The 19,517-nt window shown below is 66.8% G+C and carries 23 protein-coding genes and 1 tRNA gene; 16 read left to right on the forward strand and 8 right to left on the reverse strand.

Going from position 1 to position 19,517, the window contains the following annotated elements; translation table 11 throughout:
* Positions 1 to 32 precede the first annotated feature (32 nt).
* Genes VARPA_RS26150 through rbsD form a run of 3 tightly spaced genes read left to right on the forward strand, consistent with a single transcriptional unit; the run spans position 33 to position 2,460 of the window.
* A complete protein-coding gene (locus VARPA_RS26150; protein ID WP_013543603.1) occupies positions 33 to 1,106 on the forward strand; it encodes a LacI family DNA-binding transcriptional regulator in 1,074 nt (357 codons plus the stop codon).
* On the forward strand, positions 1,103 to 2,065 hold the full coding sequence (gene rbsK, locus VARPA_RS26155) for a ribokinase (protein WP_013543604.1): 963 nt from the start codon (positions 1,103 to 1,105) through the stop codon (positions 2,063 to 2,065). The genes VARPA_RS26150 and rbsK overlap by 4 nt, the downstream gene beginning before the upstream one ends.
* Positions 2,062 to 2,460, forward strand: coding sequence for a D-ribose pyranase (rbsD, locus tag VARPA_RS26160; RefSeq protein ID WP_013543605.1), 399 nt, complete (start codon positions 2,062 to 2,064; stop codon positions 2,458 to 2,460). The genes rbsK and rbsD overlap by 4 nt, the downstream gene beginning before the upstream one ends.
* A 1-nt stretch (position 2,461) precedes the next feature.
* Here the strand turns inward: rbsD and VARPA_RS26165 are convergent, their stop codons facing one another.
* The gene (locus VARPA_RS26165) at positions 2,462 to 3,343 is read right to left on the reverse strand and encodes an MOSC domain-containing protein (RefSeq protein WP_013543606.1); all 882 of its coding nucleotides are present in this window, start codon (positions 3,341 to 3,343) and stop codon (positions 2,462 to 2,464) included.
* A 194-nt stretch (positions 3,344 to 3,537) separates the two neighbouring features.
* Here VARPA_RS26165 and VARPA_RS26170 point away from each other — a divergent pair, with 194 nt between their 5' ends.
* From VARPA_RS26170 to VARPA_RS26180, 3 genes are read left to right on the forward strand one after another with little or no spacing between them, the layout of a single operon-like run.
* On the forward strand, positions 3,538 to 4,665 hold the full coding sequence (locus tag VARPA_RS26170; RefSeq protein WP_013543607.1) for an FAD-dependent monooxygenase: 1,128 nt from the start codon (positions 3,538 to 3,540) through the stop codon (positions 4,663 to 4,665).
* 34 nt (positions 4,666 to 4,699) lie between these two features.
* Entirely contained in the window at positions 4,700 to 5,422 is a 723-nt protein-coding gene (locus VARPA_RS26175; protein ID WP_013543608.1) for a DsbC family protein, read from the forward strand.
* Positions 5,422 to 7,254 carry a M61 family metallopeptidase gene (locus VARPA_RS26180; RefSeq protein WP_013543609.1) on the forward strand — a complete coding sequence of 611 codons (1,833 nt, stop codon included), beginning with the start codon at positions 5,422 to 5,424 and terminating at the stop codon, positions 7,252 to 7,254. The genes VARPA_RS26175 and VARPA_RS26180 overlap by 1 nt, the downstream gene beginning before the upstream one ends.
* Here the strand turns inward: VARPA_RS26180 and VARPA_RS26185 are convergent.
* The gene (locus tag VARPA_RS26185; RefSeq protein ID WP_013543610.1) at positions 7,251 to 7,838 is read right to left on the reverse strand and encodes a DUF2325 domain-containing protein; all 588 of its coding nucleotides are present in this window, start codon (positions 7,836 to 7,838) and stop codon (positions 7,251 to 7,253) included. The two genes, VARPA_RS26180 and VARPA_RS26185, sit on opposite strands and share 4 nt — an antisense overlap.
* A 129-nt stretch (positions 7,839 to 7,967) precedes the next feature.
* On the opposite strand from VARPA_RS26185, the gene VARPA_RS26190 reads away from it, so the two are divergent.
* The gene (locus VARPA_RS26190; protein ID WP_013543611.1) at positions 7,968 to 8,747 is read left to right on the forward strand and encodes an enoyl-CoA hydratase; all 780 of its coding nucleotides are present in this window, start codon (positions 7,968 to 7,970) and stop codon (positions 8,745 to 8,747) included.
* Positions 8,748 to 8,785: 38 nt separating this feature from the next.
* Here the strand turns inward: VARPA_RS26190 and VARPA_RS31770 are convergent, their stop codons facing one another.
* Positions 8,786 to 10,180 carry a hypothetical protein gene (locus VARPA_RS31770; RefSeq protein ID WP_234974860.1) on the reverse strand — a complete coding sequence of 465 codons (1,395 nt, stop codon included), beginning with the start codon at positions 10,178 to 10,180 and terminating at the stop codon, positions 8,786 to 8,788.
* Entirely contained in the window at positions 10,177 to 10,842 is a 666-nt protein-coding gene (locus VARPA_RS26205) for a sigma-70 family RNA polymerase sigma factor (RefSeq protein ID WP_041943062.1), read from the reverse strand. Before VARPA_RS26205 ends, VARPA_RS31770 begins: the two co-directional genes overlap by 4 nt.
* Before the next feature lie 264 nt (positions 10,843 to 11,106).
* On the opposite strand from VARPA_RS26205, the gene VARPA_RS26210 reads away from it, so the two are divergent.
* A tRNA-Met gene (locus VARPA_RS26210) sits at positions 11,107 to 11,183 on the forward strand.
* 100 nt (positions 11,184 to 11,283) lie between these two features.
* Here the strand turns inward: VARPA_RS26210 and VARPA_RS26215 are convergent.
* From VARPA_RS26215 to VARPA_RS26225, 3 genes are all read right to left on the reverse strand, one after another.
* On the reverse strand, positions 11,284 to 11,730 hold the full coding sequence (locus VARPA_RS26215) for an SRPBCC family protein (RefSeq protein ID WP_013543614.1): 447 nt from the start codon (positions 11,728 to 11,730) through the stop codon (positions 11,284 to 11,286).
* A gap of 108 nt (positions 11,731 to 11,838) precedes the next feature.
* Entirely contained in the window at positions 11,839 to 12,279 is a 441-nt protein-coding gene (locus VARPA_RS26220; RefSeq protein WP_013543615.1) for a helix-turn-helix domain-containing protein, read from the reverse strand.
* 104 nt (positions 12,280 to 12,383) lie between these two features.
* Positions 12,384 to 12,818, reverse strand: coding sequence for a GNAT family N-acetyltransferase (locus VARPA_RS26225; protein ID WP_144299047.1), 435 nt, complete (start codon positions 12,816 to 12,818; stop codon positions 12,384 to 12,386).
* A gap of 83 nt (positions 12,819 to 12,901) precedes the next feature.
* On the opposite strand from VARPA_RS26225, the gene VARPA_RS26230 reads away from it, so the two are divergent.
* The 4 genes from VARPA_RS26230 (at position 12,902) to VARPA_RS31460 (ending at position 14,842) form a co-directional block, all read left to right on the forward strand.
* Entirely contained in the window at positions 12,902 to 13,303 is a 402-nt protein-coding gene (locus tag VARPA_RS26230) for a DUF2946 family protein (RefSeq protein WP_013543617.1), read from the forward strand.
* Between the two features lie 112 nt (positions 13,304 to 13,415).
* A complete protein-coding gene (locus VARPA_RS26235) occupies positions 13,416 to 14,033 on the forward strand; it encodes an SCO family protein (protein WP_013543618.1) in 618 nt (205 codons plus the stop codon).
* A gap of 45 nt (positions 14,034 to 14,078) precedes the next feature.
* Entirely contained in the window at positions 14,079 to 14,564 is a 486-nt protein-coding gene (locus VARPA_RS26240; RefSeq protein WP_013543619.1) for a copper chaperone PCu(A)C, read from the forward strand.
* A 50-nt stretch (positions 14,565 to 14,614) separates the two neighbouring features.
* Complete coding sequence (locus tag VARPA_RS31460; protein WP_167330561.1) at positions 14,615 to 14,842, forward strand: hypothetical protein; 228 nt, start codon at positions 14,615 to 14,617, stop codon at positions 14,840 to 14,842.
* Here VARPA_RS31460 and VARPA_RS26245 read toward each other — a convergent pair.
* Complete coding sequence (locus tag VARPA_RS26245) at positions 14,834 to 16,474, reverse strand: 3-(methylthio)propionyl-CoA ligase (protein WP_013543620.1); 1,641 nt, start codon at positions 16,472 to 16,474, stop codon at positions 14,834 to 14,836. The genes VARPA_RS31460 and VARPA_RS26245 overlap by 9 nt on opposite strands.
* Before the next feature lie 176 nt (positions 16,475 to 16,650).
* Here VARPA_RS26245 and VARPA_RS26250 point away from each other — a divergent pair, with 176 nt between their 5' ends.
* The 4 genes from VARPA_RS26250 to VARPA_RS26265 all read left to right on the forward strand — a co-directional run bounded on the left by VARPA_RS26250 (position 16,651) and on the right by VARPA_RS26265 (position 19,448).
* The gene (locus VARPA_RS26250; protein WP_013543621.1) at positions 16,651 to 17,322 is read left to right on the forward strand and encodes a nitroreductase; all 672 of its coding nucleotides are present in this window, start codon (positions 16,651 to 16,653) and stop codon (positions 17,320 to 17,322) included.
* A gap of 64 nt (positions 17,323 to 17,386) precedes the next feature.
* Positions 17,387 to 18,181 (forward strand): phosphodiesterase, encoded by a 795-nt coding sequence (locus VARPA_RS26255; RefSeq protein ID WP_013543622.1) that lies wholly within the window; start codon positions 17,387 to 17,389, stop codon positions 18,179 to 18,181.
* Between the two features lie 49 nt (positions 18,182 to 18,230).
* A complete protein-coding gene (locus VARPA_RS26260; RefSeq protein ID WP_144299048.1) occupies positions 18,231 to 18,773 on the forward strand; it encodes a hypothetical protein in 543 nt (180 codons plus the stop codon).
* Positions 18,774 to 18,965: 192 nt separating this feature from the next.
* Positions 18,966 to 19,448, forward strand: coding sequence for a hypothetical protein (locus VARPA_RS26265; protein ID WP_013543624.1), 483 nt, complete (start codon positions 18,966 to 18,968; stop codon positions 19,446 to 19,448).
* The last annotated feature ends 69 nt before the right edge of the window (positions 19,449 to 19,517 follow it).

Consider the following 19,517-nt stretch of genomic DNA (forward strand, 5'->3'; position numbering starts at 1 on the left):
AACGAACCCACCAGGAACAAGGAACACAAGCCATGGCCACCATCAAGGACGTCGCGCTGCGCGCCGGAGTCTCCGTCACCACCGTCTCGCACGTGGTCAACGACACGCGCCATGTGAGCGCCAAGGGCCGCGAGCGCGTCGAGCTCGCCATTCGCGAACTGGGCTATGTGCCGAACGCGATGGCGCGCAGCCTGAAGAGCAACACCACCTCGACGCTCGGGATGCTGATCCCGAACAGTTCCAACCCCTACTTCGCAGAGATCGTGCGCATCGTGGAAGACCGGTGCTTCGGCGCCGGCTACACGCTGGTGCTGTGCAACACCGACGACGAGCCCCGCCGCCAGAGCGTTTACCTGCAGGTGCTGGCCGAGCGCCGCATCGACGGGCTGATCGTGGTGTCGACGGGCGACGACGATTCGCTCGTCACTCAGCTACAGGGCCTGCGCATTCCGACGGTGCTGGTCGACCGCGAGATCGCCGACCCGAGCTGCGACCTGGTGGAAACCGCGCACATGCAGGGCGGCCTGCTCGCGGTGCGGCACCTGCTGTCGCTCGGCCACAAGCGCATCGCCTGCCTCGGCGGCCCCGAGGGCCTCACGCCCAGCGAGCAGCGCATCGAAGGCTGGCGCATGGCGCTGGCCGAGGCCGGAACCACACCGAACGCCGATGCGCTGCTGTGGCGCGGCGCCTTCACCAGCCAGAGCGGCTACGAGGCGATGCACGCCATCCTTCGCACCGAGCATCCGCCGTCGGCCGTGTTCGTCTGCAACGACCTGATGGCCATCGGCGCCCTGCGCGCCGCGCATGAAAGCGGCGTGCATGTGCCCGACGAGCTGTCGATCGTCGGCTTCGACGACATCGAACTCTCGGCCTACACCAGCCCGCCGCTCACCACCGTCGCGCAGCCCAAGGAGCGCATCGGCGCACTGGCGGTCGACATGCTGCTGGAGCGCGTGAGCGGCAAGCGGCGCGATGCGCGCAAGGTGGTGCTGCAACCCGAGTTGCGCGTGCGCGCCTCGACCGCGCGCCATGCGAGCTTCAAGGAGCCGGCCGCACCGGCCACCGAATCGCCTTCAACGGAAAACCGAAAGTCCCGCACCCCGTGAGTCCGAAGCCTTCTTCCCGCAGTCCCGAGCCACCGCAAATCGTGGTGCTCGGCAGCCTCAACATGGACCTGGTGCTGCGCGTCCCCCACGCACCGGCCGCGGGCGAAACCCTGATCGGCCATTCGATCGCCAACATCCCCGGCGGCAAGGGCGCCAACCAGGCCGTGAGCTGCGCGCGCGAAGGCGCTCAGGTACGCATGATCGGCTGCGTGGGCGACGATGCCCACGGCCGAGCGCTGCGCGAATCGCTGGAGCGCGACGGCATCGACACCGCTGCGCTGCGCACGGTCGAGGGCGAGCCCACGGGCACGGCGCTGATCCTGGTGGAAGACAGCGGCCAGAACCGCATCGTGATCATTCCCGGCGCCAATGCGCGGGTCGAAATCGATGAAGCGGCGATGCTTGGGCAACTGCAGGGCGCGGCCTTTCTGGTGACGCAGTTCGAGACGCCGATGGACCAGATCGCACGCGCCATTTCGGTGGCGCACGAGGCGGGCTGCAAGGTGCTGCTGAATCCATCGCCGGTGCAGGCGATTGCCGAACCGCTCTGGTCGCGCATCGACACACTGGTGGTCAACGAGATCGAGGCCGAGACGCTGTGCGGCCAATCGGCCGACAGCCCGCAGGACGCCGCGCGGGCGGGCCGGGCGCTGCGCGCCAAGGGCATCGCGCGCGTGGTCGTCACGCTCGGTTCGCGCGGCGCGGTGGCGGTCGATGCCGACGGCGCGCGCCACCATCCCGCGCCGAAGGTGCAGGCGGTCGACACCACCGCCGCGGGCGACACTTTTCTGGGCGCGCTCGCCGTGGCACTGGGCGAAGGCCAATCCTTCGACGAAGCCGTGCGCCTGGGCATCCGCGCCGCGGCGCTCTGCATCCAGCAGCCCGGCGCCCAACCGTCCATTCCGCAGCGCGACGCCGTGCTGCAGAGTCCCCTGCCTCCCGACTGGATCACGCTGTGAAACGCTCTCCCCTGCTGCATGCCGAACTCTCGCAAGTGATTGCCGCGTTGGGGCACGGCGACATGGTGGTCATCGGCGATGCGGGCCTGCCGATTCCCGAGGGCCCGAAGCGCATCGACCTCGCGCTCACGCCCGGCATTCCGCGCGTCGCGGACGTGCTCAAGGCCGTGCTGTCGGAGATGCAGGTGGAGCGTGCGCTGTTGGCGCGCGAGGCGGTGGAGCAACTGCCCGGCGGCACGCTGCCCGCATGGTGCGAAGGCCAGCTGGCCGTGGTGCCGGAGACGATCTCGCACGAGGAGCTCAAGCGCCTGAGCGCGCGCGCCAAGGCGGTGATCCGCACCGGCGAATGCACGCCCTACGCCAATATCGTGTTGTGCGCGGGCGTGACGTTCTAAATCACTCGAACCGGTAGTTCGCGCCCACGGTCTGCCCGACCTTGAGCGTGTATTCGACGCCCTGCACCACGATGCAGTTCATGCCGAAGGTGATGCCGCCATCGACGCGCGCGTCCGCGCGGTAGGTGCGCAGCACATTGCCGACCTCAGGGCTGCTGACGGCGGTGGTCGGGTCGATGTCCGGAATCGGGCAGCGCGTGCAGGGCTTGACCGGCCTGAGCTCGGCTTCGCCTTCACCGGTCGTGACATGCAGCGCATCGACGCGGTCCTCGTCGTGCGACTCGATGCCGGCCAGCACGATGTTGGGCCGGAAACGTTCGATGCCGACCGCCTCGTGCCCCGCCGCTGCAAGCCGCTCGTTGAGTTCTGCCAGCGAACCCTCGCTCGCCACCAGCAGCGGATAGCCGTCGGCGAACTGGTTCAGCGCCTCGACGCCATCGGTCCATTTCAGGCTCGACAGGCGCTTGTGTTCGGGATCGAAGCGCACCAGCCGGAGGGTCTGCGGTTTGCCGGGCTCGGAGAGGAAATCGCTGAACCACTGGGCGGCGATGTCGCCCATGTCGTAGGCGGCGACTTCGTCTTTCCACACCCGCACGCGGACGGGCTTCTCGACGCGGTCGAAGGCCAGGTGCAGGGCCAGCATGCCGGGGGCGCGCAGCACCACCTCCATGTGCTTCATCTGCGGCTTGATCAGCGCCATGCGCGGAATCTGGCGCTGGGTGACGAACTCGCCGTTGGCATCGACCACCATCCAGGCCCGGTCGAACTCGAGACCGGTTTCGGTCAACAGCATTTCATTGAGTTCGACACCGGCACACGACTTGACGGGGTAGACGAACAGGCGCGCGATGGTGGCTTCGAGGTCGAAAACGGGCTGCGACACGGTGGGGGTTCCTTGAATCCTTGGAAAGCGACCGCGATTGTCCCGCATCGGCGCCGAAACCCCGTGGCCAGCCCATCGGGCGGATACCACGGAACCGGCTTTGCCGGGCCGCCGGTATCGCCCCCGTGAGGGGCTTGGCGAAGCGGCACGCAGTGCGCGAAGCCTGCGGGCGGTCATGTTCTTACAATCGTCCGATGGCCCTCCCCCCAGAAGTTTGCATTCGCGGCGCCGGCATCGTCGGCCGTACGCTGGCCCTGCTGCTCGCACGCGAGCGCGTGCGCGTGGCGCTGGTGGTGCCGCCCGCCGCAGAAGGCAAGCAGGACATCCGCGCCTACGCGCTCAACACAGCCTCCCGCACCCTCCTCGAATCGCTGCGCGCCTGGCCCGATGCGGCCCATGCCACGCCGGTGCGCGAGATGCTGGTGCACGGCGACGAAGGCGGCCGCGTGCAGTTCAGCGCGGCGCGCCAGAAGGTCGATGCACTGGCATGGATCGTCGATGTGCCGGCGCTCGAACAGCAACTGGCCGACGCAGTGCGCTTCCAGCCCCAGATCGAAGTCGTGACCGAGCCCGTGCCCGCGCCGCTTACGGTCGTGTGCGAAGGCAAGGCCAGCGCCACGCGCGAGGCGCTCGGCGTGAGCTACGAGGTCACGCGCTATCCGCAGCATGCGGTGGCCGCCCGCCTCGAAGCCGAGCAGTCGCACGACGGCATCGCGCGCCAGTGGTTCAACGAGAAGGGCGAAGTGCTCGCGCTGCTGCCGTTGGGCGGCACGCACGGCAAGACGGTCGCGCTGGTGTGGTCCGTCGACCAGCTCCGGGCCCCCGCCCTGCTCGCGCAGAGCGACGAAGAATTCAACGCCGCAGTGACCGAGGCCAGCCATGGCGCGCTCGGTGCGCTCAAGCTCGCGAGCGAGCGCGCGGCCTGGCCGCTCGCTCGCGCCATCGCCGACCGCTGGACCGGCGCGATGTCCGGGCAGACGGGCCGGTCATGGGCACTCGCGGGCGATGCGGCCCACACGGTGCACCCGCTCGCGGGCCAGGGCCTGAACCTCGGCTTGGCCGATGCGGCCGCCTTGGCCGAGGTGATCAAGACCCGCGACTACTGGCGCAGCGTGGGCGATGCGCGCCTCTTGCGCCGCTACGAACGCGCCCGCCGGGCCGACGTGCTGCAGATGAGCCTCGCCACCGACGGCCTGCAGCAACTCTTCTCGCACAACCTGGGCCCGCTGCCCGCGTTGCGCAACTGGGGCATGCGTGGCTTCGACCGCACGCGCCTCGTCAAGCACTGGATCACCGCGCAAGCCATGGGCTTGAAGGCATAACGCCCAACATTCGAACCGAACGGACTTCTTTCCCATGACCCTCGCACGAACCCTCCTCCTGGCCGCCTGCACGCTGGGCGCGGCCATGGCCGCCACCGCCGGCGAAGCCGAGATCCGCAAGAACCTGCCGGCCAGCATCCCGCAGTTCCCGCCGATCGACGAAGTCTCGAAGTCGCCGGTCAACGGCCTCTACGAAGTGCGGGTGAACGGCTCGCAGATCTTCTACACCGACGAGCAGGGCAGCTACCTGATCCAGGGCAACCTGATCGACGTGAAGACGCGCCGCAACCTCACCGAGGAGCGCGTCGAGAAGCTCAGCGAAGTCGCGTTCGACAAGCTGCCGCTGAAGGACTCGATCAAGATCGTGCGCGGCAACGGCAAGCGCAAGCTGGCGGTGTTCGAAGACCCGAACTGCGGCTACTGCAAGCGCTTCGAAAAAGACATGAAGACGATCGACAACGTCACCGTCTACCTGTTCCTCTACCCGGTGCTCGGCGCCGATTCGACGATCAAGTCGCGCGACATCTGGTGCAGCAAGGACAAGGGCAAGGCCTGGGGCGACTGGATGGAAGGCGGCACCAAGCCCACCACCGCGGCAAGCAGCTGCGACGTGACGGCGCTGCAGCGCAACGTCGAATTCGGCCGCAAGTACAACATCACCGGCACGCCCACGCTGATCTTCAGCAACGGCACCCGCACGCCGGGCGCCATTCCCGCAGAGCAGGTCGAGAAGCAACTCGCCGCTTCCGCCAGCTGATGGCGACGAAAGCCGTTTCCCGGCGCGCAGTTGCCGCGCCCGCTGCAGGCGTGCGTTATCGCGTCGAGTGCGCGGACCTGCATGCGCATCTCTTCGCCGTCACGCTGACCATCGACGCACCCGCCGCGCTGCAGCGGGTGACGCTGCCGGTGTGGATTCCAGGCAGTTATCTGGTGCGCGAATTCGCCAAGAACCTGCAGGGCCTGCGCGCCACGCAGGGGCGCCGCAAGCCCACGCTGACGCAGGTCGACAAATGCAGCTGGCTGGTCGACTGCGCACCGGGCCAGCCGCTGGTGCTGCACTACCAGGTCTGCGCGTACGACAACTCGGTGCGCACCGCGTGGCTCGACGCCGAACGCGGCTTCTTCAACGGCACGAGCCTGTGCCTGCGCGTCGAGGGTCAGACCAATGCGCCGCACGCGCTCGACATCGTCGCGCCGTCGTTGGCGGCCGATGGCGCCGCCTGGTCGTGCGCCACCGCGCTCGTGCCCAAGAAGGTCGACAAGCAAGGCTTCGGCAGCTACCAGGCCAGCGGCTACGACGAACTGGCCGACAGCCCGGTCGAGATGGGCGCCTTCTGGAGCGCCGAATTCGACGCCTGCGGCGTGCCGCACCGCTTCGTGATCGCGGGTGCCGCCGCCTCGTTCGACGGCGACCGGCTGATCGCCGACACCAAGGCCATCTGCGAAGCCGAGATGCGCTTCTGGCACGGTGACAAGGCCGGCAAGCGCGGCGGACCGAAGCTGCCGATCGACCGCTACGTCTTCATGCTGAATGCAGTCGACGACGGCTACGGCGGGCTCGAGCACCGGCACTCCACGGCGCTCATCTGCAACCGCCGCGACCTGCCGCAGCGCGGCGAAAAGAAGAAGCAGGCCGAGGGCTACACCACGCTGATGGGGCTCATCAGCCACGAGTACTTCCACACCTGGAACGTCAAGCGCATGCGGCCGGCGGAGTTCGCGCATTACGACTACAGCCGCGAGAACTACACGCAGCTCCTGTGGTTCTTCGAGGGCTTCACCAGCTACTACGACGACCTGCTGCTGCGCCGCGCGGGCCGCATTGACGACGGGGCGTACCTGCGCCTCCTCAACAAGACCATCAACCAGGTGCAGCAGACGCCGGGGCGGCTGGTGCAGCCTGTCGCCGATGCGAGCTTCGACGCCTGGGTCAAGTACTACCGTCAGGACGAGCAGACGCCCAACAGCACGGTGAGCTACTACACCAAGGGCGCCCTGGTGGCGCTGTGCTTCGATCTCACGCTGCGCCACGAAGGCAAGGGTTCGCTCGACGACGTGATACGCCACCTGTGGACGCACAGCGGCGGCGGGCCGATCAGCGAAGCGGACATCGCGGCCGCACTCGAAGCCGTGAGCGGCCGCTCGTATGCGCAGGAGCTTGCGCGCTGGGTGCATTCGACCGAAGAGCTGCCGCTCTCGCAGCTCCTGCGCACGCACGGCGTGGCGACGCTCGAAGATCCGTCGCAGCAGGCGCAGGTGCTCGGCCTGCGCGTTGCCGAAGCCAACGGCAGCGTGCAGGTCAAGGTGGTGCTGCGCGCCGGTGCGGCCGAAAAGGCCGGCTTCTCGGCCAATGACGAGTGGATCGGTATCGAGCTGCCCGCTGTTGGCAAGAAGAAATTTGCGCAGGCCTGGCGCATCGCCAAGCTGGACGATCTCGCGCTGTATCTGGGCGACACGACGAAGTTCACCGCCATCGTTGCGCGCGATCGCAAGCTGCTCCGGCTGCCGCTCACGCTGCCGACAGGCGTGACCACCTGGCGCCTCTTCACGCACGACGCCGCGAAAGTGACGGGCTGGTTGGCCGGTTAACCGGCGATTTCCGTCGCCGCCGGGTTCCGCACAAACAGCATCGGCTGCGGCTCGCCTACCAGCACGCAGGGCTTGCCGGTACGCCGGCAATGGTCCTGCACGCGCCAGTAGGCGCCGTGGCTCATGCAACCCGTCTGGCAGATCACGAGGTCGGCGGCGCGCAGGCCGGCTTCGAGTGCCGGATCGTCGGCATCGTCGCCCCCGTCGTGGTGCAGGTAGCGGCCACCGGCGATTTCGACCAGTTGGCGTGCGAGCGAAGGCGCTTCTTCCTCGCGCCCGACGCACAGCACGGCCTTTTCGCGCAGATCGGCCGGCGCTTCGGGCGTGGGCGGAATTTCGTGGCGCCGGCTGGCCGGCGACAGCAGGGCGTGCAGGCGCTTGGGCAGCGCACCGCCGACGGCCGCGCGCGCCGCGAGCTCTTCGCGCACCATCGCAATGGCCGAATCGCGCGCCACCAGTGCGCCGCGCAGGCGCACGATCTGCGCCTCGAGCCGCTCGACCAGCGCGGCCTGTTCGGCCAGCAGGCGCGAGCAGCGCTCCTGCACCCGGGCATACGCCCGCAGCAACACGGCATGTTCTTGCATCGGGAACTCCATGCGGCCATTCTAGATGAGAGCAATTCTCAATTGGAAGGATATGGGGTGTCAGCAGGCCGGGGGCCTTGCTCGGTATAGTGGCCCGGACGAATTTTTCCCACCTCTCCCGGAGACACCATGAGCTACGAAAACATCGAAGTGCGGACCGAAGCAGGCAAGGTCGGCATCATCACCCTCAACCGCCCCAAGGCCCTGAACGCGCTCAACGACGCGCTCATGACCGAGTTGGGCAAGGCGCTCAAGGCCTTCGATGCGGACGACGCCATCGGCTGCATCATCCTCACCGGCAGCGAACGCGCCTTCGCGGCCGGCGCCGACATCGCGGCGATGGCCAAGTACAGCTTCATCGACACCTACAAGGGCGACTACATCACCCGCAACTGGGAAACCATCCGCACGATCCGCAAGCCCGTGATCGGCGCGGTGGCCGGCTTCGCGCTGGGCGGCGGCTGCGAGCTCGCGATGATGTGCGACTTCATCATCGCCGCCGACACCGCCAAGTTCGGCCAGCCCGAGATCAAGATCGGCGTGATCCCCGGCGCCGGCGGCACGCAGCGCCTGCCGCGCGCGGTGGGCAAGAGCAAGGCGATGGACATGGTGCTCACCGCCCGCATGATGGACGCCGCAGAAGCCGAGCGCGCCGGCCTCGTGAGCCGCGTGGTGCCTTACGAAAAGCTGGCCGACGAGGCGCTGGGCGCGGCGCTGATCATCTGCGGCTTCTCGCAGGTCTCGGTGATGGCGGCCAAGGAATCGGTCAATCGCGCCTTCGAAAGCGGCCTGAGCGACGGCGTGATGTTCGAGCGCCGGCTGTTCCACGCGCTGTTTGCCACGGTCGACCAGAAGGAAGGCATGGATGCCTTCCTGAACAAGCGCACGCCTGATTTCAAGAACGCCTGAAGACGATGAAGGCGCTGCGGCGCGCAGCTATTAAATAACTAGCGCGTCAGCAGCGCCCGCAATGCGGCGAGCGCCGGTGCCGGTGGCGTGCCGACCGTTGCGGTGCCGCCGGGCTGCGGTGTCCAGCGCACCTGGTCGCCCGCGATCTCGAGCACGGCGATCACCGTGCCACCCTGATAGAGCGACAGGCGCGCCTCGACCGGTGCGGCCAGTTGCATGTCGGCCGTCGTGGCCGAGCGGGCCACCGTGTTCACCAATGCCGCCAGCCCTTCGATGTCGCCGCGTGCGTGCTGCACGCCCAGGCCTGCACGCATGAGATCGAAGGACGTCCAGCGGTCAAGCGCAGAGAACGCCGAAGCACCCGTCGGCGACCTGGCAGCCTTGGCAGTGGCAGCGCGCGGCGGGGCCGTGTCGCGCAGGGCGCCCGAGACGTCGGCATTCGGACTGCCTCCCCGCGCAATAGATCCGGATGCGTTGGCCGGCAGTTCCCGTTGCAAAGGCACGGGCGCAACAGGTGCTCGTGGTGCAGCCGCCACCACCGCAGGCGACGCCCTTTCGGGCACCGCGATGGGAGCAGGTGCGACCGACGACGCGGGTGGTGCTGCGGCATAGGCACTGCGCCGCTCCTGCTCTTTTTCATCCTGCGCGCTTTCGCTCTTTTGACGCGCGCGTGCAGCCGACTCGGCGGCGCCCGGCGCGGCCGCCGCGAGTGCCGGTGGCGCAGGCGCTATCGCAGGTGCGGGTGGAGAAACTGGAGCAGCGGGGGCTGGCGGCGCAGGGAGAGGTACTGCCGCCGATTGCACTTCGGCCGGAGCAGGCGCCGGCTCCGGAGGCGCCGACTTCACCTCTGGGGCAGGCGCAGGTGCTGCTTCTGTCTGCTTGCGAGCAGTCGCCGGCGCGGGCTTGCGGGCGGCATCCGCTATCGCGCGGTCTGGCGCTTCCCTGACCGCATCGCGCGCGGGAGCTGGAGGGGCTTCCGCCGCGGAGGGTGCCTGCTGCGCAACGATCGCGGGGCTGGATGCAGTCTCCGCCGCGGGCGGCGTCGGCGCTGCGGCGGGTGCCGGCGCCGGTGCGCTGGCGACCTTCGCCTCGCCGTCGAGCCTCGCATCGGGAATCGGCTCGCGGTGCCACAGCACGGTCACGAAGCCGGCCACGAGCACGGTGGCGAAGGCCGCATTCCAGGGCATGCGTGCGCGGGTGTCGCCGCCGCCGAACAGCCGGCGCCACCAGGGCGCGGCGCTCGCGTTATTGGCGGCGGATGCCGACGCCGATGTGGGCGCAGCGGCGAGGTTGTGCGCCATCTTCCGGATCGCATCGCGCGTGCGCGGATCGGGCGTCGCATCGCGATCGGGCGCATGGTCGAGCGCGCGGCGCAGCGCCGGGTCGCGTAAGTCCCCATCACCGTTGTCGTGGAGCTCGATGTCGTTGCTCATGCGCGTTGCTCCAGCACCGACAGGTAGCGTTCCATGCACCCACGCAGTTTCTGCAAGCCGTAACGCAGGCGGCTGCGCACCGTCTCGAAACCGATCTCCAGGCTCGCCGCCAGCGCCTCGACCGTCAGGCCGTCTTCGTGGTGCAACAGGAATGCGGCGCGCTGGTCGACCGGCAATTCATCGAGGCAGGCCAGCAGCCGCCGCCCGGCGGCGCGCCAGAAGGCGAGCTCCTCCGCGGACGGATGCGCGGCGGCATCGACCGCGCCGCGCACGCCCCGGTCGAGCGTGGGTATGGCGTCGCCGTCGTCGTCCGGATGCGCGTCGAGCGTCACCTCGCGGCCGCTCACGCGCAGGCGGTCCATCGCAAGGTTGTGCGCGATCGTGAAAGCCCAGGTGCGCCAGGCGGCGCCCTGCGGCGAGAAGCTCGCGCGCGCCGAGATGATCCGCACCCAGGTGTCCTGGAACACCTCGTCGGCCTGCGCCGCGAGCCGCGCGCCCAAGAGGCGCTTGACGAAGCGGAACAGCCCGCCCTCGTGGCGCGCGTAGAGCACGTCGAACGCGGCGGCGTCACCGTGGGCGTAGGCCAGCATCAACTGATCGTCGGGCATGGCGTCGCGCTCGGTGGCGGCTTTGGCGGAAGGGGCGCGTGGGAGCGCAGACATCGGCGGATTTTCACCTGAGCTTGTACGGGCGGCGGAGGGCATCGGGGTTCGCCACCGGGAAAAAAGTCGCGCGGCTTAATCCCGAACCCTTGCGAGCAGACCGGATTCGGGAGACGCAGCCGATGTTTCCAACTACTCGGTCCAGACGCTGGGTCTGGCCAATTGTGCGGCTGGTGACGGAAGAATTGGGCAGCTGCCGGCGGGTGGTTGAACTGGTCCCGCGGACTGGGCTATAATTTTGGGCTCAGCGCAAAACGCTGAAACGGCTCTTTAGCTCAGTCGGTTAGAGCGATGGAATCATAATCCACAGGTCCGCGGTTCGAATCCGTGAAGAGCCACCAACACTGCCGAAGCGGTTCTCCGCCAAGGCCAAAAGCCCTAAGTAGATCAACTACTTAGGGCTTTTTTTCGTCTGGCCGACAGACGACTGCGCGGCGCCCGCTACTCGTTGATCTCCGGCTCCACCAGCCTCGCGAGATTCCGCAGCGACTCTTGCCAGCCGAGATAGCAGGCTTCCACCGGGATCACCTCGGGCAGCCCTTCCTGGACGATGCTCAGTTCCGTGCCGACCGACACCTGTTTCAGCGTGACCGTCACCTGAACCTTCCCCGGCAGGTTCGGATCGTCGAAAACGTCGGTGTAGCGCAGCCGTTCGTTCGGCACGAGTTCCAGGTATTCGCCGCCGAACGAATGGCTCTTGCCCGTGGTGAAGTTCGTGAACGACATCTTGTACTTGCCGCCCACCTTGGCCTCCATCTCGTGGACCTTGCCCGTGAAGCCATTGGGCGGCAGCCACCGCGCCTTGGCGTCTGCGTCGAGAAATGCCCGATAGACCTTTTCGGGTTTTGCGGCAAGGACGCGATGCAACCTGACTGTGTTGGTGCTCATGGTTCTTCCTTTCGAAACCGTGAGCCTACGGACATCCAACGTGCATCACAAGGACCGAGAAACCGTAGATCCTGCCAATCAATCGCCCTGGACGGGAGATGCTTCCTTCTACGCAGCTTCCAGCCGCTCGGCCACCTCGTGCTTGCCCAGCTCTCTGACCGCGGCGAGCTTCTCGAGCTGCGCCGCACGGGGCCGGGCCTTCCCCTGCTCCCAGTGATAGATCGTCTGGCCCGATACGCCCACGAGCTTTCCGTAGGACGCCGCGGAGAGATCGAGCCTGCTGCGGTGCGCAGCCAGCCGCGTTGCGCTGAACCGCCGCTTCGGACCGGCCTCGCCCGCCTCATCGGAATCTTCGGCGGGTGCGCGCCGCGTGGAGCCCTTGGCGGCGCGTCGCAATTCCTTTTCCAGCGCACTCACCTGTCGACGCAATGCAGCAATCGAGGCGCGATGGTTGGCGGATGCCTTTTTGAGGATGTCGATCTCCGCGCGCACTTCTTTCCTGGCAACGCGTGAGATTTCGGCTTTGAGGATGGATGCAATGTTTGGCATGCCAGCATTGTGACCAAATCGTAAACGGCCTCGGTTATCAGGCCTTGTAAGCGCAACCGCAAGCTACCTAGGCCGGGGCCTGGACACGCGTTCGCACGATCCGTTCAAGGCACGCGCACATAGGCATCCGGCACGTACTTTTCCATGAGCGTCTGCGGCCGCGACGGCGGCGTGAAGCCGAACTTCGCGTAGAGCCCGTGCGCATCGCCGGTTGCCAGCATGAAGCGCCGCAGCCCCTGCAATTGCGGATGAGCCGTCACCGCCGCAATCAGCGCCGCGCTGCAACCCTTGCCGCGATGTTCCTTCAGCACGAACACGTCGACGAGGTAAGCGAAGGTCGCGAAGTCGGACACGACCCGCGCGAACGCGACTTGCGACTCGCCCAGAAAGCCGCCGAAGTTCAGCGAGTTGCGGATGGACGTGCGCACGGTCTCGATCGGAATCTGCCGCGCCCATGCCGACTCTTCCGACAGGAAGCGATGGATGAGCGGCACGTCCAGGTCCTCGATCGCGGTGGAGATTCGAAGTTGATGGTCCATGTCCACGAGCATAAGCAAAGCCCTTTCATCCGCGAAGTGCAGGCACATGCCCCGGCCGTACCCGTCGCCGATAATCCGCGCCAATGCCCACGCCCTTCCACGCCGCATCGAACAGGCACGCAGCCCACGCGGTCTTGCGGCGTCCGGGCTTGCCGCTGATCCGCTGGGCATTGCTGTGGTTCGCGCTCTCGCTCGGTGCAGCCATTGCCTCGCCGATGGTGCATCCGGTGTCGATGGAGCTGGTCTGCTCGGCCAGCGGTTCGGTCAAGGCCATCGTGCACACCGACGACGGCGCGCACGAGTTGGGCAGCGGTCACCTCGACTGCCCGCTGTGCGTGCTCGGCGGCGCACCGCCCGCAGCACCCGGCGTCTCGCTGCCAGCCGTCGTGCCCGAGGTCCACGCGGCCGCGCCGGTTGCGCACACGCACATCGCCGCCATCACCGCAGCGCCGCCGCCGGCGCGCGGGCCTCCCGCTCTCTGCTGATTCGCTTCCGGTTCCTGCGCATGTGAGATGCCGCCTCGATGGTGGTTGCCGCACATCGCGCGTTCCCGCCATTCATGCGCTCGCGTTCGCGCGACCGCCAGAGAGAGCTTTCATGCACACGACACGACCTCGACAACTTTCACGCCGCCATCTGCTCATTGCCGGCGGCGGTCTCGCCGCGCTGTCCCTCGCCGCTTGCGACAAGGTACTGCCCGTGAGCTTCAACGGCATCGACATCACCGGCGCCAACTACGCGCAGGACTTTCGCCTGACCGACCCCGACGGCCGCGAGCGCACCGTGGCCGACTTCAAGGGCAAGGCCGTGATGCTGTTCTTCGGCTTCACGCAATGCCCCGACGTCTGCCCCACCGCGCTGCTGCGAGCCGCCGAGATTCGCCACATGCTCGGCGCCGACGGCGAGCGCCTGCAGGTGATCTTCGTCACCGTCGATCCGGAGCGCGACACGCCCGTCGTGCTCAAGGCCTACACGAATGCTTTCGATCCGAGCTTCATCGGCCTCTACGGCGACCTGCAGAGAACCAGCGAAACGGCCAAGGCCTTCAAGGCCTACTACAAGAAAGTGCCCACCGGCGCTTCGTACACGATGGACCATTCGGCCTTCAGCTATGTGTACGACCCGCAAGGAAAGATCCGGCTGGTGCTGCGCCACGAACAAGGCGCGCCGGAATGCGCCGAAGACCTGCGCAAGATTCTCAAGACGACCGCCTGAACTTCAGTTCAACCCGATCCATTCACATCCAAGGAGATTTCTCTCATGACGAACATGACCCCCATCGCCCGCATCCTCGCCCTCTCCGCCGCTTCGTTCCTCGTGGCTACTGCGCACGCGCAAGTCACGGTCAAGGAGGCGTGGGTCCGCGCGACCGTGCCGCAGCAGCAGGCCACCGGCGCATTCATGCAGATCAGCGCCGCGAAGGACACGAAGCTCATCTCGGCCAGCTCGCCCGTGACGCCGGTCGTCGAGGTGCACGAAATGGCGATGCAAGACGGTGTGATGCGCATGCGGCAGGTGCCCTCGGTCGTGCTGCCCGCGGGCAAGACCGTGGAGCTCAAGCCCGGTGGCTATCACGTGATGCTGCTCGACCTCAAGCAGCAGGTGAAGGAAGGCGACACGGTGCCGCTCACGCTGGTGTTCGAAGGCCAGGACGGCAAGCGCGAAACGCTGGAGGTGAAGGCGCCGGTGCGCGCGCTCAACAGCGCGGCCAAGCCTGCAGCCGCGCATGGCGAGCACAAGCACTGAGCGACGTTGCAAGAGATGAATCGCCGGTCACCGCGCACGAACGGCCGGCGATGTTACCCAAGACCGCCGCGTATCGCACAAGAAATCTGCTGAGGATTTCCCCCTATGCCGAGCCCGAACCCGCCGATTTGCGCAGCCGGCATTTCCCGCCGGCCGAAGGGCTGCTCATTCAACAGGCAACGTGGTGGGAAGGCCCGTCAATGCTCGCTTTGAAGGGCGCCCTCCTCCGGCAACCCACAGAGTTGTCCACAGAAAAAACGAACAAGTCATCAAACTGACTTCGCCGCGACATATCCCTTGAACATTTCCCGCAGCTTCGTTTTCAGCAGCTTGCCGGTGGCTGTATGCGGCAGGCTGTCGACGAAGGCCACGTCGTCCGGCAGCCACCACTTCGCCACGCGCGTCGAAAGAAAAGTGAGCAGTTCCTCGCCGGTCACCTCCGCGCCTGCGCGCTTCACCACGATGAGCAGCGGCCGCTCCTGCCACTTCGGATGCGCGATGCCGATCACCGCGGCCTCCGCCACGGCCGGGTGCGCGCTCGCTGCGTTCTCCAGGTCGATGGACGAGATCCACTCGCCGCCCGACTTGATGACGTCCTTCGCGCGATCGACCAGCTGCACGTAGCCGTCTTCATCGATGTTGGCCACGTCGCCCGTCGGAAAAAAGCCTTCGGCATCGAGCACCGATCCGCCCTCGCCCTTGAAGTAGCCGCTCGCGATCCACGGCCCGCGCACATGCAGGTGGCCGAAGGCCTTGCCGTCGTGCGGCAGGCGCTGGCCGTCCTCGCCGACGATCTTGATCTCCACACCCCACACGCCGCGGCCCTGCTTCATCTTCACCGTCGTCTGCTCCTCCTTCGATAGCGCGCGGTGCTTGGGCAGCAGGTTGCCGATCACGCCGATGGGGCTGGTCTCGGTCATGCCCCAGCCCTGCACGAAGTCGGCGCCGAAGTCGCGCTCGAAGCGTTCGATCATGGCGCGCGGCGTGGCCGCACCGCCCACGCCGATGCGCTTCAAGCCGATGGCGTGCGTGTCGATCTCGGGGTGCGCGTCGAAGTACTGGAACAGCATGAGCCAGATGGTCGGCACGGCCTGCGAGAAGCCGACTTTCTCGTCGCGCATCAGCTCGTACAGGCTCTGCGGGTCCATGTGCGGACCGGGCATCACGAGCTTCATGCCTGTCATCGCGGCCGCATACGGCATGCCCCATGCATTGGCGTGGAACATCGGCACCGCGAGCAGCAGCGTCATCTGCGAGTTGACGCCGAAGGTGTCGGGCGCGCACTCCATCAGCGAATGCAGCACGGTGGAGCGGTGCGAATACAAGACGCCCTTGGGGTTGCCCGTGGTGCCCGAGGTGTAGCAGAGCGACGAGGCCGTGCGCTCATCGAATTCGGGCCAGGCGTAGTGCTCGCTCTGCGCGCCGACGAGCTCGTCGTAGCACAGCAGGTTCGGCACATCGATGGCGGGCATGTGCGCGCGGTCGGTCATCGCGATGAAGGCGCGCACGGTCTTCAACTTCGGCGCGAGCTGCTCGACCAGCGGCGCGAAGCTGGAGTCGAAGAACAGCACCTTGTCTTCCGCGTGATTGACGATGTAGTCGATCTGCTCCGGAAAGAGCCGTGGGTTCACCGTGTGCAGCACCGCGCCCGAGCCCGAGACGCCGTAGTACAGCGCGAGGTGGCGGTACGTGTTCCATGCGAGCGTGCCCACGCGGTCGCCGGGCTCGATGCCCAGCACCTTCATCGCGTTGGCCACCTGCTTCGAGCGGCGCTGCACCTCCCCGTAATTGGTGCGATGGACCGGCCCCTCCACCGTGCGCCCCACGACCTCGGCATGCGGGTGGAAGGTGGCCGCATGGTCGATCAGCGAAGAGATCAACAGCGGGCGTTCTTGCATCAATCCGAACATGTTCTTGTCTCCTGTGCGCCAACGGGAATCTCATGCAGCGGCCGGCTGCATCGTAGGCAGCAGCCTTCGCACGCCACATCGTCGGAACGGACGATTGAGCACCCCGGGGTTGTCCCTAGCATGGGCCTCGTTCAAGATGAATCCATCCCGCCCTCTTCCGAAATGAAAGCCAAAGCATGAACGTGTACGAAGCCATTGCGAGCCGTCGATCGGTGCGCGAATTTTTGAGCACGCCCGTGGCGCCCGACGCCATCCGCCGCGTGCTGAAGGAAGCCTTGCGCGCACCATCGGGCGGCAACCTGCAGCCCTGGCACCTGCATGTAGTGGGCGGCGAGCGGCTCGACGAACTCAAGTCGATCATGCGCACCCGCGTGCAGGAAATGCCGACCGGCGAAGGCACCGAATACGACATCTACCCGCGCGAGCTCGTTGCGCCGTATCGCGACCGACGCTTCGCGGTCGGCGAGGCGATGTATGCGCGCCTGGGCGTTCCGCGCGAGGACAAGGTGGCTCGGCGCGAATGGTTTGCGCGCAACTACCAGTTCTTCGGCGCGCCGCTCGCGCTGTTCTGCACGGTCGACCGCCGCATGGGCCGGCCGCAGTGGTCCGACCTCGGGATGATGTTGCAGAACGTCATGCTGCTCCTGCGCGCCGAGGGCCTGGACAGCTGCCCGCAGGAATGCTGGGCGATGTACCCGCAGACCATCGGCAAGTTCATCGCGCTGCCGCCCGAGCGCATGCTGTTCACCGGCATGGCCATCGGCTACGCGGACCGGAGCAAGCCGCTGGATGCGCTGGTGACGGAGCGCGCGCCGCTGGATGAAGTGGCCGAATTCATCGGCATCTGATTGACGGACATCGGCGGAGGGAACGAATCCTGCTTGGCCGGAGGAAACCTCGGAACTCCCTTTCATGCTCATCGCCCAGATCTCCGATCCTCACGTTCGGCCCGCCGGCCAGCTGTACCAGGGCGTGGTCGATTCGAACCGGATGTTCGAAGAGGCCATCGCGCACCTGCATGCGCTCGACCGGCGGCCCGACCTGGTGCTGCTGACGGGCGACCTCGTCGATGAAGGTCGCTCTGAGGAATACGCGGAAGCCCGCCGCCTGCTGGCAAAGCTCTCGATTCCTTACCTCGTCATCCCCGGCAACCACGACCATCGCGAGAACTTCCGCACCGCCTTCGCGGACCACGCCTACCTGCCCGCGACGGGCGCATTGCACTATTGCATCGACACGCACCCGGTGCGCATCGTCGCGCTCGACTCCTGCATTCCCGGTCTTCACCACGGCCACGTCGATGCCGAGGGCCTCGCATGGCTGCAACGCACGCTCGAAGCCGACCGCGAGAAGCCGACGCTGCTGATGCTGCACCACCCACCGTTCACCAGCGGCATTCCGTACATGGACAGCTATCGGTACATCGATACCGCGCCGCTCGAAGCCATCGTGCGAAGCGTCGGCAACATCGAGCGCGTGCTCTGCGGGCACGTGCATCGCACGATGCTCAAGCGCTGGGCGGGTACCGTCGTCTGTTCATGCCCGAGCAGCACGACCGAGATCGCGCTGCAGTTGGCGCCGGATGCGGCACCCGCGTCGTACCTGGGGCGGCCGGGTTGCATGCTGCATCTGTGGAATGAGGCAGAGGGCATGGTGAGCCACGTGAGCCATATCGGAAAGATGGACGGGCCGTATCCGTTTGCGTGACGTTGGCGCTCGGCGTCGCAAACGCATCGTCTTTCCGCTCCGCCGCGCGATGCTGCATCTGCACTTCGACAACGACACCTGTGGCTGGTCAATGGGCTGGCTGCCATCATCTGCGTCGGACCACCAACATTCAGGGCATCGCACCATGGGCTTCAGCATCTACTACACCGCGAAGCGAAACACACCGCTGACCCCCATCGAAACGCAGCGCATCGACGCGATCGTGCAGGCGTTCGACGTCACCGCAGAGATCGAGCGCTATGCCCATACCAACAAGGGCCTCAACTGGGAAAGCTTCACTCTCTACGAGGCGTCGCGGCTCACCGGCGACGATGTGCTGTCAGGTGCCACAGCCCTTCCCGACAACAAGCCGTTCGCCATGCACAAGGGCGCGCGCCACTGGGTCGATTGCCTCAACCGCATTCGCCGCGAAGTGCTCGCCGATGCCAAATGGAGCGTGCAGATCGAAGACGACGCGCTGCTGTGGGACGACAAGCACGGCTGGCACGACAAGGCATCGGACGGGCTCGCATCGCTGTGGCTCGGCTGCTTGCTGAGTTCCCCGTTCCGGCTGTTTTCCCGGGGCGCGTGAACCGCTGACTGCTACCTTCAGTATCGCCAACCGATACTTTTTGCCTTTGCCCGTGGGCCGGCCGAGCCGCGCCGTTACAGTCGCCGCGCCCGATTTTTCCGTCTGGAATCACTTGGGCCTAACCCGCCCCCGATCCTGCGCCGACCCTTCGGCGCCCTGGGGCGAACGCGAACGCAGACACCCGAAGCACCCATGTCGCTGGTCAAAAAAGCAATCGAAGAACACAAGGCCGCGATCGCCGCACGTGCCGCCAGCAAGGCGGCGGCCGCCGTCAATACGCAGGTCGCGCGCGATGCATTTCTCTCGGAGTTCAAGGCGCGGGTCGAAGCAGGCGTGAGACCGCTGCTCGACGCCTTCGCCTCCGACCTCGTCGCCTCACGGCACGATGCGCTCGTCGACGACGACCTCGCCAACCCCTACAAGCCCTACATCTCGGTGCGCTTCTCGCCGGTCGCCGGTGTGAAGCTTGAAGACCTCGCTTCGCGCGAGTCGGTCTTCACGCTGCGCGCCTTCGCGGCGACACGGCAGGTGCACCACGTGTCTTCCTACGACCAGCGCTCGGGCGAGCACGGCGTCACGCACGAGGCGCTGGGCATCGAGTCGGTGAATCCGTCGCGCGTCGAGCGCGGTTTCGAGGAGTGCCTGCGGGCCGCGCTGAAGGCCTGGCAGGCCTGATACCGGGTCGCGTTCGAAAGAGTAGAGATCCGTTCACGCTGAGCTTGTCGAAGCGCCGCGCGAGGCTTC

This window comes from Variovorax paradoxus EPS, from assembly GCF_000184745.1.
GTDB lineage: Bacteria > Pseudomonadota > Gammaproteobacteria > Burkholderiales > Burkholderiaceae_C > Variovorax > Variovorax paradoxus_C.

What these genes read in the sequence shown, in the direction of transcription:
- VARPA_RS26150 (WP_013543603.1), top strand. Translation starts at nt 33, where the DNA reads ATGGCCACCATCAAGGACGTCGCGCTGCGCGCCGGAGTCTCCGTCACC.
- VARPA_RS26170 (WP_013543607.1), top strand. Translation starts at nt 3,538, where the DNA reads ATGGCCCTCCCCCCAGAAGTTTGCATTCGCGGCGCCGGCATCGTCGGC.
- VARPA_RS26175 (WP_013543608.1), top strand. Translation starts at nt 4,700, where the DNA reads ATGACCCTCGCACGAACCCTCCTCCTGGCCGCCTGCACGCTGGGCGCG.
- VARPA_RS26180 (WP_013543609.1), top strand. Translation starts at nt 5,422, where the DNA reads ATGGCGACGAAAGCCGTTTCCCGGCGCGCAGTTGCCGCGCCCGCTGCA.
- VARPA_RS26185 (WP_013543610.1), bottom strand. Translation starts at nt 7,838, where the DNA reads ATGCAAGAACATGCCGTGTTGCTGCGGGCGTATGCCCGGGTGCAGGAG.
- VARPA_RS26190 (WP_013543611.1), top strand. Translation starts at nt 7,968, where the DNA reads ATGAGCTACGAAAACATCGAAGTGCGGACCGAAGCAGGCAAGGTCGGC.
- VARPA_RS31770 (WP_234974860.1), bottom strand. Translation starts at nt 10,180, where the DNA reads ATGAGCAACGACATCGAGCTCCACGACAACGGTGATGGGGACTTACGC.
- VARPA_RS26205 (WP_041943062.1), bottom strand. Translation starts at nt 10,842, where the DNA reads ATGTCTGCGCTCCCACGCGCCCCTTCCGCCAAAGCCGCCACCGAGCGC.
- VARPA_RS26215 (WP_013543614.1), bottom strand. Translation starts at nt 11,730, where the DNA reads ATGAGCACCAACACAGTCAGGTTGCATCGCGTCCTTGCCGCAAAACCC.
- VARPA_RS26220 (WP_013543615.1), bottom strand. Translation starts at nt 12,279, where the DNA reads ATGCCAAACATTGCATCCATCCTCAAAGCCGAAATCTCACGCGTTGCC.
- VARPA_RS26225 (WP_144299047.1), bottom strand. Translation starts at nt 12,818, where the DNA reads ATGGACCATCAACTTCGAATCTCCACCGCGATCGAGGACCTGGACGTG.
- VARPA_RS26230 (WP_013543617.1), top strand. Translation starts at nt 12,902, where the DNA reads ATGCCCACGCCCTTCCACGCCGCATCGAACAGGCACGCAGCCCACGCG.
- VARPA_RS26235 (WP_013543618.1), top strand. Translation starts at nt 13,416, where the DNA reads ATGCACACGACACGACCTCGACAACTTTCACGCCGCCATCTGCTCATT.
- VARPA_RS26240 (WP_013543619.1), top strand. Translation starts at nt 14,079, where the DNA reads ATGACGAACATGACCCCCATCGCCCGCATCCTCGCCCTCTCCGCCGCT.
- VARPA_RS31460 (WP_167330561.1), top strand. Translation starts at nt 14,615, where the DNA reads ATGTTACCCAAGACCGCCGCGTATCGCACAAGAAATCTGCTGAGGATT.
- VARPA_RS26245 (WP_013543620.1), bottom strand. Translation starts at nt 16,474, where the DNA reads ATGTTCGGATTGATGCAAGAACGCCCGCTGTTGATCTCTTCGCTGATC.
- VARPA_RS26250 (WP_013543621.1), top strand. Translation starts at nt 16,651, where the DNA reads ATGAACGTGTACGAAGCCATTGCGAGCCGTCGATCGGTGCGCGAATTT.
- VARPA_RS26255 (WP_013543622.1), top strand. Translation starts at nt 17,387, where the DNA reads ATGCTCATCGCCCAGATCTCCGATCCTCACGTTCGGCCCGCCGGCCAG.
- VARPA_RS26260 (WP_144299048.1), top strand. Translation starts at nt 18,231, where the DNA reads ATGCTGCATCTGCACTTCGACAACGACACCTGTGGCTGGTCAATGGGC.
- VARPA_RS26265 (WP_013543624.1), top strand. Translation starts at nt 18,966, where the DNA reads ATGTCGCTGGTCAAAAAAGCAATCGAAGAACACAAGGCCGCGATCGCC.